We start from the raw sequence: 12,997 nt of genomic DNA, 5'->3' as shown, positions 1-12,997 counted from the left end.
GGTTACCAGTGTCTCAGGGATTTCGCAGTGGTTTTGCCACGCGCCCGGCGAGGGCCGCCCCGAGCAGTGCTATGACGGCTCCGGCCAGCAACATGACCCCGAATCCGGCCGCTGTGTCATGCCCGGTCGCGATGAGCGCACCGCCGAGGGCGCCGACCACGCTGCTGGCCGTGGCTTGGGCGATGTAGATACCGGATTGGTAGTGGCCCTGCTCCTGCACCGGCGCGGCCGCCAGCATCGCCACCGACAGCGTCGGCGTGGCCAGGCCGATACCGAGCGAGGCGATCGACCACGTGATCATGCCCACGAGTCCGGGGACGGCCGGCAGGACGAAGGTCGCCGTGCCGGCGATTCCGAGCGCCATCAACCCGAGAGCCACCCGCAGCCGGCCGGTGGCGGGGAACGCCTGGATCCGGTCGCGGGCGTTGAGCCAGGACCCGAACGCCCACAACGCCGCGGTCAGGGTCATGACGACACCGGCGTGGCTGAGGCTGTAGCCGCGCAAGGTGACCAGCATCAACGGCAGGAAGAGGGCGCCCACGGCGAAACTTCCGGCCACCATCGCCCGCACCGCGATGATTGCCGGCGGCCCGGGCTGAGCACGCAACGTGCCGGCCGGCAGCGTGCGCAGCAAGGTGGCCGCGAGCATTGCCAGTGCGGGCACGAGCAACCACAGCTGCCCCGTGCTGCCCACCCAGGCCAGGACGCCGAGGACGAGGCTGGCCAGTACGGCGGCCAGCACCCGCCGCGAGGCCGCCGGCTCGCCGCGGCGGGGCACCGATCCCGATCCTGCGACCGACCGGCGCAGCGCCGGCGCCACGATCGCGAAGGCCGGCAGCATCAACAGCCCGGTCAGGAAGAAGGACCAACGCCAACCGACACCGTCGGCCAGGGCGCCGGCGACGACGGGACCGGCCACCGATGGGGCTACCCAGGCCACGGCGAACGCCGCGAATACCTTGGCGCGCAACTGCTCCGGCAGCAGTTGGGCGACCAGAACCGTGACCGAGATGTCCAGGATCGCTTCGCTGGCCCCGGAAAGAAGGCGCGTGCCGGTGAATACGGCCATGTCGGGAGACAGCGCCGACAGCAGTTGCGCGAGGACGAAGAGGACGGCCGCGAGGACGATCCCGCCGGCCGGTCCACGACGGTCGACGCGGATCCCCGCCCACGCCGTGGCCGCGACGTACGTGATCATCGGCGCCGCCGCCGCGGCCCCGAACCAGGCCAGGCCGTGCAGATCGTCGGCCACCCGCGGCAGGACGGTGTTGGTGGCTCGGTCGGCGTACGCGCCGAGGGTCACCAGCGCCGTCCCCCCGAACGCGACCGTCGCGTTTCCGTTGCTCCACAGGCTGATGGGGGACGTCGCGGATGCCTCGCATGTGGTCACCGGACTATCCTGAAATCTCAAGTCGACTTGAGATCAACCCGCGTCCGGAGGATGGACATGCCCGACCTTCTGCCCATCGGTGACATTGCGCGGCGCAGCGGGTTCAGCGCACCGACGCTGCGCTACTACGAGGCCGAGGGACTGATCAGCAGCGAGCGGACGTCGGGCGGGCACCGAATCTATCCGCGCGCCGTACTGCGCCGGCTCGCCTTCATCCGCGCCGCAGCCACGATCGGCCTGTCACTGCAGCAGATCCGTGAGGAACTGGACACCCTCCCCGGCGGTCGTACCCCTACGAAGGCGGACTGGACCCGGCTGTCGCGGCACTGGCGACACCACCTCGAGGATCGGATCGCGGCACTGGAGCGGTTGCGCGACGGTCTCGACGGCTGCATCGGGTGCGGCTGCCTGTCGTTGAAGCGGTGCTCGGTGATGAACCTGGGCGATGAGCTGGCCGCCGAGGGCCCTGGAGCGCGCCTCCTACCTCCGGTCCTGCGGTCGACGGTTCACGACAACCCGGCCAGCCGGTAGGCGACCAAGCTCCCGGCCACCGCGACGTTGAGACTCGCACCCCATCCGGCGCCGGTCCATCGAAGAGGGATCTGGATGATACTGCAGGAGTAGCGTCACGGGCATGAGCCAACTGCCCCCGCCCATCGCGCAGGCGCTGAGCCAGCCGTGGCACGCGACCATGAGCACCCTGCGTAAGGACGGCCAGCCGGTGTCGGTGCCGACCTGGTACCTCTTGGAGGGCGGCCGGATCCTGGTCAACCTCGACGCCGGCCGCGTCCGCCTGGCCCATCTACGCCGCGACCCGCGGGTGGCGCTCAGCATGATGGATCCGCAGGACTGGGTGACGCACGTCAGCATCCAGGGCCACGTGGTGCAGATCGACGACGACACCGAACTGGTGGACATCGACCGGATTTCCCAGCACTACACCGGCCACGCGTACCCGGTGCGGGACAGGGCCCGGGTCAGTGCCTGGATCGAAATCGACCGGTGGCACGCCTGGGGACGATTGCGCTCCGTGAGCTGACAATCGCTACGGCCGGTGCGACGGGCAGGATTTGTGACGAAACCGCCACAGGTCGTCGACCCCACGGGCTGGAACACCGCGATTCGTGACGAAACCGCCACGACCCAGCGCGGCCACGGCGGTCAAGGGCAAAAGTCTCGACTCGGCAACGGACGCCGCGTAATCCACCGTTGCGGCGGCTGCTGCTATAGGTTTCCGGGAAAACCGGGGTCGGTCCGGCCCCGGGGCAAGCAATCCGCCCGAGCAGGAGTGCACTCAGATGAAGTTTTCCCGGCTGACCGCGCCGCTGGCCGTCGCCAGCGTCGCCGCCCTTGCGCTGTCCGGATGCGCCAAGTCCGATCGCGGCGACTCCGGCGCTACCGGTAGCGGTACCGGTGGCGCCTCCAACGCCACGCTCACCTTCGGTGCGGCAGGCGCGCCCTCGACGTTCGACCCGTTCTACGGCTCCGACGGTGAGACCTTCCGCGTCAGCCGGCAGATCTTCGACACCTTGGTCGCGATCAAGCCGGGCACGGCCGACCCGGAGCCTGGTCTGGCCACCAGTTGGAGCGGCTCGTCCGACGGTAAGCAGTGGACCTTCACGCTGCGCCAGGGCGTGAAGTTCACCGACGGTACGCCGTTCAACGCCGACGCGGTCTGCAAGAACTTCGAGCGGATGGACTCCCAGAACCAAGCGGGTCAGAGCGCCTCGGAGTACTGGACCACGGTGATGGGCGGCTACAACAAGTCCGCTGACGACCTGTACCAGGGCTGCAGCACCGAGGGCACCGACAAGGTCGTGCTGAAGTTCGCCCGGGCCTCCTCCAAGATCCCCAACGGTCTGTCCCTGACATCGCTGTCCATGCAGAGCCCGACCGCGATGGACAAGTACAAGGCCAACGAGATCAAGGCCCAGGGCGACGGCTTCGTGCAGTCCGAGTACGCGCAGAAGTATCCGACCGGCACCGGGCCGTTCAAGTTCAGCAGCTACGACGTCACCAACAAGACGATCACCCTGGTCCGTAACGACGACTACTGGGGGCCGAAAGCCAAGGTCGCCAAGCTGGTCTTCTCGATCATCCCCGATGAGTCCCAGCGCAAGCAGTCCCTGCTGGCCGGGCAGATCGACGGTTACGACCTGCCGAACCCGACCGACTGGGACTCCCTCAAGTCGGCCGGGATGAACCTCGAGGTGCGCCCCGCGTTCAACATCCTTTATCTCGGCCTGAACGCGAAGGTCGACCCCGACCTGAAGGACCTGAAGGTCCGCCAGGCGCTCTACTACGCCATCAACCGCGACCAGCTGGTCAAATCCCAGTTGCCCACGGGTGCAACGGTGGCCACCCAGTTCATGCCCAACACGGTGGACGGCTACAACAAGTCGCTGCAGGCCAACGGCTACGACCCGGCCAAGGCGAAGTCGCTGCTGGCCGAGGCCGGTAAGAGCAACCTGAGCATCGACCTGTGGTACCCCTCGGAGGTCTCGCGACCGTACATGCCCAGCCCGATCAAGATCTTCAACGCCATCAAGGCGGACTGGGAAGCGGTCGGCATCAAGGTCAACACCGTCACCAAGCCGTGGGCCGGTGGGTACATCGACCAGACCCAGGCCGGTAAGGCACCGGCCTACCTGATGGGTTGGACCGGCGACTTCAACAACACCGACAACTTCCTGGGCAGCTTCTTCCCGCCCACCGGCCAGATGGACGTGGGTGCCTACCCGTGGGGCGCCACCCTGCTCAAGGACCTGAAGACCGCGGACAGCACGGTCGACGCGAGCGCTCGCAACGCGGCGTACGAAAAGATCAATGAGCAGATCATGACCGAGTACCTGCCCGGTCTGCCGATCTCCAGCTCGCCGCCCGCGATCGTCTTCGGCAAGAACGTCACGGGCGTGGTCGCCAGCCCGTTGACCGCCGAGGACTTCTCGACCGCCGTCAAGAACTGACCACCGGAGCACGCCGGCCGCCTCAGCGGCCGGCGTGCTTCCGGCGATAGGGGAATCCGCTTGCTGCGCTTCATCGTCCGGCGTCTGTTGCAGATGCTCGGCGTGCTGCTGGTCCTGTCCTTGCTGGTCTTCTTCTGGTTACGCATGCTGCCCGGCGGCCCGGTCTCGGCACTGCTGGGTGAGCGTGCGACGCCGCAGACTCGCGCCGCCATGGAGAAGGCTCTTGGCCTCGACCAGCCGTTGCCGATGCAATACCTGCGCTTCCTGAACAACGCGATCCACGGCCAGTTCGGCACCTCGATCGCCGTGCAACCCGGCGCCGATGCGATGCAGGTCTTCCTCAACCGCCTACCGGCCACCATCGAGTTGTCGGTTTTGGCTTTGATCTTCGCGTTGGCGGCGGGGATCCCGTTGGGCTACCTGGCCGCTCGGCATCGCGGCACGTTCCTCGACGGCGGATCGGTGATCATCTCCCTGATCGGTGTCGCGGTGCCGGTCTTCTTCCTGGCGTTCCTGCTCAAGTACGTCTTCGCGGTCGAGTTGCACTGGTTGCCGCTGAACGGCCGCCAGGACCCCAACCTCGATGCGACCCGCGTCACCGGGTTCTACATCCTCGACGGGATCATCACCCGCGAGTACGACGCGGCCTGGGACGCGTTCAAACACCTGATCCTGCCCGCCCTGGCCCTGGCCTCGATCCCGTTCGCAGTGGTGTTGCGGATCACCCGCGCCTCCGTGCTGGAGGTGATGGACGAGGACTACGTGCGCACCGCAGAGGCCAAGGGTCTGACCAACCGGACGATCCGCAGCCGACACATCATGCGCAACGCGATGCTGCCGGTGGTGACGACGATCGGTCTGCAGGTCGGCGGCTTGCTCACCGGCGCCGTGCTCACCGAGACGGTGTTCTCCATCGCCGGGCTGGGTGACGCGATGAACGTCGGGTTCTCCCAGAAGGACTACCCGGTGCTGCAGATCCTGATCCTGATGGCGGCCGTCACGTACGTCGTGGTGAACCTCCTGGTCGATATCGCCTACGCGTATCTGGACCCGAGGGTGAGGACGCGATGAGCCCCATGTCTCGCAAGAAGGAGCGCATCGACGACCTGGCCCGATCCGGCAACACCGCTGTCCTGGAGCGCACGGACGAAGCCGGCGCGGTCAAGGACAGTGAGGGAGTCAGCCTGCTGGCGTCGGCGTGGCGGCGGCTGCGTCACAACCCGATGTTCCTGTTCGGACTGGCCATCGTGGCGATCTTCCTCTTCGTGGCGATCTTTGCCCCTTTGCTTGCGCGGCACGATCCCGTCACGCAGTACCTGATCAGCCAGGTCACCCCCAACACTCCGATCCCGCCGGCCCAACCGGGCTTCCCGCTGGGTGGCGACGACCAGGGCCGCGACTTGCTGTCCCGGTTGATCTGGGGTTCGCGCCAGACGCTGCTGGTGGGGGTCGGCGCGACCGTCGCCGGTCTGCTGGGCGGTCTGATCCTCGGCACGCTGGCCGGCGCACTCGGCGGCTGGGTCGACTCGGTGGTCATGCGCATCGTCGACGTGATGCTGTCGGTGCCGTCGCTGCTGCTGGCGGTCTCGGTCGCGGTGCTGTTCGGTCAGGCGTCGCAATGGACCGTCATCCTGGCCATCGGTATCGCGCAGGTACCGATCTTCGCCCGCTTGCTGAGAGGTTCGATGCTCGCCCAACGCGGCAGCGATCACGTCCTCGCGGCCCGGGCACTCGGCGTACGGGAACGATCGATCGTCTTCCGGCACATGCTGCCCAACTCCCTCGGACCGGTCCTCGTCCAGGCCACGATGGTGGTGGCGACCTCGATCATCGACGCCGCCGCTCTGTCCTTCCTGGGTCTGGGCAACCCCGACGACTCCTCACCCGAATGGGGCCAGATGCTCGGCAACTCAGAGCAATTCATCGACACCTACCCGCACATGGCCTTCTACCCGGCGATCTGCATCATCGTGGTCGCGCTCGGCTTCACCCTGGTCGGTGAGTCACTGCGTGAGGCTCTGGACCCCAAGAGCCGGCGATGAACACCGAGCAGGCGATGAACTCCGAGCAGGCGGCGAGCGCGCCGTTGCTGAGCGTGCGCGACCTCACGGTGACCTTCGGCCGCGGTGACAGCGCGTTCCGGGCGGTCGACGGCGTCGACTTCGATGTGCGGGCCGGGCAGACCGTCGGCCTGGTGGGTGAGTCCGGTTGCGGCAAGTCGGTCACGTCGCTGGCGATCATGGGCCTGCTGCCACGGCGGGGCAACACCGTCACCGGCACGGCCACCTTCGACGGCACTGATCTGCTGTCGCTGTCGCCGCGGGCGATGCGCGACCGCCGTGGCCGCGATCTGGCGATGATCTTCCAGGACCCGCTGTCCTCCTTGAACCCGGTGGTGCCCATCGGCACCCAGGTCACCGAGGTCATGACCCGCCACCGTGGCTTGTCCAAGAAGGCCGCCACTCCCCTGGCCCGGGACCTGCTGGAGCGGGTGGGGATCCCGGACCCGGACCGGCGGCTGAAGGAGTACCCGCACCAGCTGTCCGGCGGGATGCGCCAGCGCGCGTTGATCGCCATGGCATTGGCGTGCGAGCCGCGGCTGCTGATCGCCGACGAACCGACGACTGCGTTGGACGTCACCATCCAGGCGCAGATCCTGGCGCTGCTCAAGGAGTTGGTCACCGACTCCAACACCGCCTTGGTCATGATCACCCACGACCTGGGCGTCGTGGCCGGCTTGTGCGATGAGGTCAATGTGCTGTACGGCGGCAAGATCGTCGAGCGCGCCTCCCGCCATGAGCTGTTCGAGAGTCCGCGCCATCCCTACACCAATGGGCTGCTGGGCTCGATCCCCCGGCTCGATGCCCCTCGCGGGGAACGGCTGAACCCGGTCCCAGGGTCGGTTGCCGACAACCTGCCATGGACGCACGCGTGTGCCTTCGCGCCTCGGTGCTCGCAACCGGTCGAGGCGTGTGTGCAGCAGATGCCGCAGTTGACCGACGACGGGGACCGGTTGTTGCGGTGCCACAACCCGGTCCGGGCCGAGCAGGAGGTTTCAGCGTGAACCTGGTGGATGCCAAGGACGTCGCGGTCCACTTCCCGATCAAGGGCGGCCTGATCTTCGACAAGACCGTCGGTTACGTCTACGCGGTGGACGGCATGGACCTGCAGATCGAGGAGGGCGAAACCTACGGCTTGGTCGGCGAATCCGGTTGCGGCAAGTCGACTTTCGGTCGCGCGCTGCTGTGGTTGGACGAGCCGACCGGAGGCAGCGTCACGATCGACGGCGATGACCTCGCATCGCTGTCGAAGGAGGCGCTGCGGCGCAAGCGCAAGGACATGCAGATGGTCTTCCAGGACCCGCTGTCCAGCCTGGATCCGCGTCAGACCGTCGAGTCCCTGCTGCTGGAGGGGATGGCCGCACACGGCCTGGCCAAGGACAAGAAGGCCGCGGGCACCCGTCTGCGGGAACTGCTCGCCGCCGTCGGTCTGCCGCCCCAGGCGTTGTCGAAATACCCGCACGAGTTCTCCGGCGGCCAGCGGCAGCGCGTCGGTATTGCACGGGCGTTGTCGGTCGACCCCAAACTGATCGTGGCCGACGAACCGGTGAGTGCCCTGGACGTTTCGGTGCAGGCACAGGTGATCAACCTGCTGGAAGACCTGCAGGAGCAGTTCGGCCTGACCTACCTGGTCATCTCACACGACCTGGCGGTGGTGCGGCACATCAGCGACCGGGTCGGCGTGATGTACCTGGGCTCGCTGGTCGAGGAAGCGCACGCGGACGACCTCTACGCCGCGCCGCTTCACCCTTACACGCGAGCGCTCATGTCCGCCGTGCCCGTCCCCGACCCGACCGCCGAGGACACCCGCGAGCGGTTGCTGCTGACCGGTGACCTGCCCAGCCCGGCCAACCCGCCCAGTGGCTGCCGGTTCCACACCCGGTGCCCCTGGAAACAGGAAACCCGCTGCGACACGGAGCGGCCGCAGCTGCGATCGGTAGCCATCGACGGCGTCCCCGAAACTCACCGAGTGGCATGCCACTTCGCGGAAGGAATCTTCGACGGCAGCCTGAAGCAACATGAGGTCGAGGCGGTGGTCGTCGATCCGGCAGCGGCCGGCGCACCCGATGAAGGCGACCTGTTCCAACACGGTTCGGTCTCGGAGTTGTAGAGCCTGACCTTCCTGGACGTCCCCGCTGGTCGCCGGGCACAGTATTGCCGTGAGTGAGCAGACGGTAACCCCGCACGAGGGCGAGGCCCATCACGAAGGTGTCGCCTCGAAGCTGAACTGGCTGCGAGCCGGTGTGCTCGGCGCCAACGACGGCATCGTCAGTGTCGCCGGCATCGTGGTCGGTGTGGCAGGCGCCAGTTCGGAGCGCTCCGACATCGCGGTGGCCGGCGTGGCCGGCCTGGTGGCCGGCGCCCTGAGCATGGCGGCCGGCGAGTACGTGTCCGTGAGCACCCAACGCGACACCGAGAAGGCGTTGATCGCCAAGGAGAAGGCCGAACTGCGGGACATGCCCGAGGAGGAGTTGGAGGAGCTCACCCAGATCTACCAGGGCAAGGGCTTGGACCGGAACCTGGCCGAGCAGGTCGCCCATCAGCTCACCGAGCGCGACCCGCTCGCCGCTCACGCCGATGCGGAGCTGAACATCGACCCAGAGGAACTGACCAACCCCTGGGAGGCCGCGTTCGCCTCGTTCCTGGCGTTCACGGTCGGCGCGGCCCTGCCGCTGCTGGCGATCCTGCTGCCCGGCCCGACGTGGCGGGTGCCCATCACCTTCATCGCCGTGATCATCGCCTTGGTCATCACCGGTTCGGTATCAGCCCGCCTGGGCGGCGCCCCCGTCGGGCGTGCGGTGCTCCGCAACGTCGCCGGCGGCGCGCTCGCCATGGCCATCACGTACGGCATCGGCCACGCGATCGGCATGGCCATCTGACATCCGCCCGGGAACGGTGACACTACGTTGTCGCTCTGCCGTCCCACGCTGGACCCATGGACACCACCACCAGCACCCTGACCCCCGCCGAATCCGCGCTGGCCACCTTTGGTCATGAAAGTGCCGAGCTGAGTGCGCAGCACGCTGCGCAATGGTCCGCCAACACCGGCGACCTCTACGAACTCCCCGCCGGAATGACCTGGCCGCAATATCGGGCCAGCGCCTCGATCGGCGAGCCGAGGCTCGACCCGGGCGGGCGCGATGAGGTGATCGGCGGCGTACCCGTCCGGATCATCGAACCGATCGCGCGGCCCATCCGCGGCACGTACCTCTACCTGCACGGCGGCGGGTGGTGCCTGGGCTCCCATCGCACAACCGATAGCCGGCTGCGGGCGATCGCCGAGCACACCGGAATGCGAGCGATCTCGGTGGGTTACCGGCAACCGCCCGAGCATCCCTTCCCGGCCTGCCTGGAGGACTGCGTAGCGGTCGCGGACGCGACACAGGGGCCGCGACTGATCGGCGGTGATTCAGCCGGGGCTCACGTGGCCGCGCTCGTGCTGCAACAGCGCCCGGGCTCCTGGCTGGGCGCGCTGCTCACCTTCGGTGTCTACGACCTTGCCGGTACGCCGAGTGCGGGCTCCCGCTTGGACACTCCCGTGGCCATGTTGCTGGCCGGGGTCCCGCAGGAGCGGTGGCGCGAGCCGCAGTTCTCTCCGCTCTACGGTGACCTCACGGGGATGCCGCCGGCCCTCTTCACCGTGGGCACCCGTGACACGCTGTTGGACGACACGTTGTGGATGGTCGCTCGCTGGCGACAGGTGGCGCTGGCCCGATTGGAGGTCGTCGCCGGCGCCGGACACGCCTACACACTGGCCGATCTCCCGGCTCGCTACGAGACCGAGAGGCTCTACCGGGACTGGCTCACCGAGCGCCTTGAGGCAGCACACTGAACTCATGACACGGCTGGATCGTCTCTTCGCGCTCACGGAGAGGTTGCGGGCAGCCAGTCCCCGGCTCGTGACGGTCGCCGTGCTCGCGGCGGAGCACGACGTCAGTGAGCGCACAATCCAGCGGGATTTGCAGACGCTCATGGCCAGCGGCGTGCCGGTGCGCTTCGAGGATGGCCGCCGCGGCGGCTGGACGATCGATGCGCAGCACAGCCTGCCGCCGCTGAATCTGACCGAAGGCGAGGCCGTCGCCGTGCTGCTCGCGCTCACCGAGACCGGACGCATGCCCTACGGCTCCACAGCGGAGTCAGCGTTGCGCAAGGTCCGGGCCGGCCTGGGGTCGCGGGCCAAGGATCACGTCGGACAGTGGGATTCGCAGGTCGCCGTGGTCGCCAAGGAACCGGTGGCCCGCGACATCCTGCGCGCCATCGAGACGGCGGTGACGACCTCGACGGCGCTCACCCTGGACTACACCGCGGGCGACGGCGCGATGAGTGAGCGCGTTGTCGAGCCGGTCGGCATGCTGCGCGGACAGGATCATTGGTATCTGATCGCCTGGTGCCGGACCCGGCAGGGTTTCCGCGCCTTTCGCACCGACCGCATGCGTCGCGCCACCGGCAGCGACGAGCCGGTGGCGCGACGGGACCTGTCCGCGGTGTTGCGGGAGGAAGGCGTGCAGATCCGCTAGTGGTCGACTGCTCCTTCAGCCCCCACGCCGGTGAGCGAACGCACTTCCAGCTCAGCCCACTTCGCCTCGTTGTGCTCCTTGCTGGTCACGGTGCCGAGCCAGCCGAGGAAGAAGCCGATCGGGATCGAGACGATGCCCGGGTTGTCCAGCGGGAACCAGTGGAAGTCCACGCCCTGCAACATCGATTCGCTCTTGCCGGTCGCCGCGACCACCGGCTTACCGGACACCACCGGGGAGAAGATGATCAGCGTCACCGACGAGATCAACCCGCCGTAGATGCTCCACACGGCGCCGCGGGTGTTGAATCGCTTCCAGAAGAGGGAGTACAGGATCGTCGGCAGGTTCGCACTCGCGGCGACCGCGAAGGCCAGTGCCACCAGGAAGGCGACGTTCTGGCCGATGGCGAAAATGCCGCCGATGATCGCCACCGCACCCAGCGCCAGTGCGGACAACCGGGCGACCTTGACCTCCTCCTCGGGGGTCGCGGTGCCCTTCTTGATCACCGAGTTGTAGACGTCGTGCGACAAGGAGGCGCTGGCCGTGATGGTCAGACCCGCCACGACCGCGAGGATCGTCGCGAACGCGATGCCGGCGATGATGCCCAGCAGCACCGTGCCGCCCAGTTCGAACGCCAGCAACGGGGCGGCCGAATTCGCTTTACCGGGAGCAGCATTGATCTTCTCGGAGCCGACCAGGGCCGCGGCGCCGTACCCGATGACCAGGGTCAGCAGGTAGAAGATACCGATCAGCCAGATGGCCCAGACGCCCGAGCGACGAGCCTCCTTGGCCGACGGCACGGTGTAGAAGCGCATCAGCACGTGCGGCAGACCGGCCGTGCCGAGCACCAACGCAAGGGACAGCGAGATGAAGTCGATCTTGGTCGTGGTGTCCTTGCCGTACTTCGCACCCGGGTTGAGCAGCTTCTCCCCGCCGGCGTCGGCGGCCCCGCCGAGCAGGCTGGACAGGTTCATCCCGAACTTGCCGAGGGTCCAGACACTCATCACGAAGACGCCGATGATCAGCAGCGTCGCCTTGATCATCTGCACCCAGGTGGTGCCTTTCATCCCGCCGACCAGGACGTAGACGATCATCAGTACGCCGACCGCGATGACCACGATCCGCTGGCCGACGGCGCCGTCGATGCCCAGCAGCAGCGCGACCAGGCCGCCGGCACCGGCCATCTGGGCCAACAGGTAGAAGAAGGACACCGCCAAGGTGGAGATCGCCGCCGCCATCCGCACCGGGCGCTGCTTGAGCCGGAAGGACAGCACGTCGGCCATCGTGTACTTGCCGACGTTGCGCAGTAGTTCGGCGACGAGCAGCAGGGCGATCAGCCATGCGACCAGGAAGCCGATCGAGTAGAGGAAGCCGTCGTATCCGGTCAAGGCGATGGCTCCCGCGATGCCGAGGAAGGACGCCGCCGACAGATAGTCACCGGCGATCGCGATGCCGTTCTGCCGCCCGGAGAAGGCGCGTCCGCCGGCGTAGAAGTCGGTCGCCGACCGGTTCGTGCGCGAGACGCGCAGCACGATGTAGAGGGTGAAAGCGACGAACAACAGGAAGATCCCGATGTTCAGCGCCGGGCTGCCGACGGTCGCTGCGGCCTGGATGCTGAGCGTGTTCATTCGCCCTCCTCCGCCATTCGCGCTTTCATCCTGCTGGCGATGGCCTCGGCCCGCGGGTCCAACTCCTTGTCGGCCCAGCGCACGTAGAGCATCGTGATCGCGAACGTCGACACGAACTGCAGCAGGCCGAAGATCAATCCGATGTTGATGTTGCCGATCACCTTCTTGGACATGAAGTCGTGCGCGAACACCGCGCACAGCACATACAGGAAGTACCAGGTCAGGCCGGCGATCGTCATCGGGAAGACGAAGCCGCGGAACTTCTTTCGCATCTCGATGAACTCGTCGCTGCGCTGCACCTCCTCGGCGAGCGTCGGTTCTTCTTGGACGTCGTTGGCCACGGGCGCCACCTTCCTTGCGTTCTGTGTCGAGGCGTTCTGCGTCGACCACCGGCGGATCGATCCGCCCTAGAGTGACCTGGATCACAGGACGGGCGGGG

13 protein-coding genes are annotated in these 12,997 nt (G+C 67.4%); 10 read left to right on the top strand and 3 right to left on the bottom strand.

Translation table 11 applies throughout. The features are described 5' to 3' along the window. Positions 1-13: 13 nt before the first annotated feature. Positions 14-1,390 carry an MFS transporter gene (locus tag ACFQBT_RS03830; RefSeq protein WP_377820510.1) on the bottom strand — a complete coding sequence of 459 codons (1,377 nt, stop codon included), beginning with the start codon at positions 1,388-1,390 and terminating at the stop codon, positions 14-16. A gap of 57 nt (positions 1,391-1,447) precedes the next feature. On the opposite strand from ACFQBT_RS03830, the gene soxR reads away from it, so the two are divergent. The 10 genes from soxR to ACFQBT_RS03780 all read left to right on the top strand — a co-directional run bounded on the left by soxR (position 1,448) and on the right by ACFQBT_RS03780 (position 10,933). Next, positions 1,448-1,921 carry a redox-sensitive transcriptional activator SoxR gene (gene soxR, locus ACFQBT_RS03825; protein ID WP_377820508.1) on the top strand — a complete coding sequence of 158 codons (474 nt, stop codon included), beginning with the start codon at positions 1,448-1,450 and terminating at the stop codon, positions 1,919-1,921. A gap of 103 nt (positions 1,922-2,024) precedes the next feature. Continuing rightward, positions 2,025-2,429: a PPOX class F420-dependent oxidoreductase gene (locus ACFQBT_RS03820; protein ID WP_377820507.1), complete on the top strand. Its 405-nt coding sequence runs from the start codon at positions 2,025-2,027 to the stop codon at positions 2,427-2,429. A 259-nt stretch (positions 2,430-2,688) separates the two neighbouring features. After that, positions 2,689-4,356, top strand: coding sequence for an ABC transporter substrate-binding protein (locus ACFQBT_RS03815; protein WP_377820505.1), 1,668 nt, complete (start codon positions 2,689-2,691; stop codon positions 4,354-4,356). 60 nt (positions 4,357-4,416) lie between these two features. Continuing rightward, positions 4,417-5,427 carry an ABC transporter permease gene (locus tag ACFQBT_RS03810; RefSeq protein WP_377820503.1) on the top strand — a complete coding sequence of 337 codons (1,011 nt, stop codon included), beginning with the start codon at positions 4,417-4,419 and terminating at the stop codon, positions 5,425-5,427. Next, positions 5,424-6,398, top strand: coding sequence for an ABC transporter permease (locus ACFQBT_RS03805; RefSeq protein WP_377820501.1), 975 nt, complete (start codon positions 5,424-5,426; stop codon positions 6,396-6,398). Before ACFQBT_RS03810 ends, ACFQBT_RS03805 begins: the two co-directional genes overlap by 4 nt. Beyond that, positions 6,395-7,420, top strand: coding sequence for an ABC transporter ATP-binding protein (locus ACFQBT_RS03800; RefSeq protein WP_377820500.1), 1,026 nt, complete (start codon positions 6,395-6,397; stop codon positions 7,418-7,420). Before ACFQBT_RS03805 ends, ACFQBT_RS03800 begins: the two co-directional genes overlap by 4 nt. Then, positions 7,417-8,526: an ABC transporter ATP-binding protein gene (locus ACFQBT_RS03795; protein ID WP_377820498.1), complete on the top strand. Its 1,110-nt coding sequence runs from the start codon at positions 7,417-7,419 to the stop codon at positions 8,524-8,526. Before ACFQBT_RS03800 ends, ACFQBT_RS03795 begins: the two co-directional genes overlap by 4 nt. A gap of 49 nt (positions 8,527-8,575) precedes the next feature. Further along, positions 8,576-9,295 (top strand): VIT1/CCC1 transporter family protein, encoded by a 720-nt coding sequence (locus ACFQBT_RS03790; protein WP_377820496.1) that lies wholly within the window; start codon positions 8,576-8,578, stop codon positions 9,293-9,295. A 56-nt stretch (positions 9,296-9,351) separates the two neighbouring features. Continuing rightward, positions 9,352-10,248: an alpha/beta hydrolase gene (locus ACFQBT_RS03785; protein WP_377820494.1), complete on the top strand. Its 897-nt coding sequence runs from the start codon at positions 9,352-9,354 to the stop codon at positions 10,246-10,248. A gap of 4 nt (positions 10,249-10,252) precedes the next feature. Beyond that, positions 10,253-10,933, top strand: a complete 681-nt coding sequence (locus ACFQBT_RS03780; protein WP_377820493.1) for a helix-turn-helix transcriptional regulator — start codon at positions 10,253-10,255, stop codon at positions 10,931-10,933. Here the strand turns inward: ACFQBT_RS03780 and ACFQBT_RS03775 are convergent. Together ACFQBT_RS03775 and ACFQBT_RS03770 are read right to left on the bottom strand one after the other, a co-directional pair. Continuing rightward, the gene (locus ACFQBT_RS03775) at positions 10,930-12,558 is read right to left on the bottom strand and encodes a solute symporter family protein (protein WP_377820492.1); all 1,629 of its coding nucleotides are present in this window, start codon (positions 12,556-12,558) and stop codon (positions 10,930-10,932) included. The genes ACFQBT_RS03780 and ACFQBT_RS03775 overlap by 4 nt on opposite strands. Then, positions 12,555-12,899, bottom strand: a complete 345-nt coding sequence (locus tag ACFQBT_RS03770; RefSeq protein ID WP_377820490.1) for a DUF485 domain-containing protein — start codon at positions 12,897-12,899, stop codon at positions 12,555-12,557. Before ACFQBT_RS03770 ends, ACFQBT_RS03775 begins: the two co-directional genes overlap by 4 nt. Positions 12,900-12,997: the final 98 nt, after the last annotated feature.

It is taken from the genome of Branchiibius cervicis, assembly GCF_042661605.1.
In the GTDB taxonomy this organism is placed as follows: Bacteria; Actinomycetota; Actinomycetes; order Actinomycetales; family Dermatophilaceae; genus Branchiibius; species Branchiibius cervicis.
This window is presented reverse-complemented; position numbering and strand designations above follow the sequence as displayed.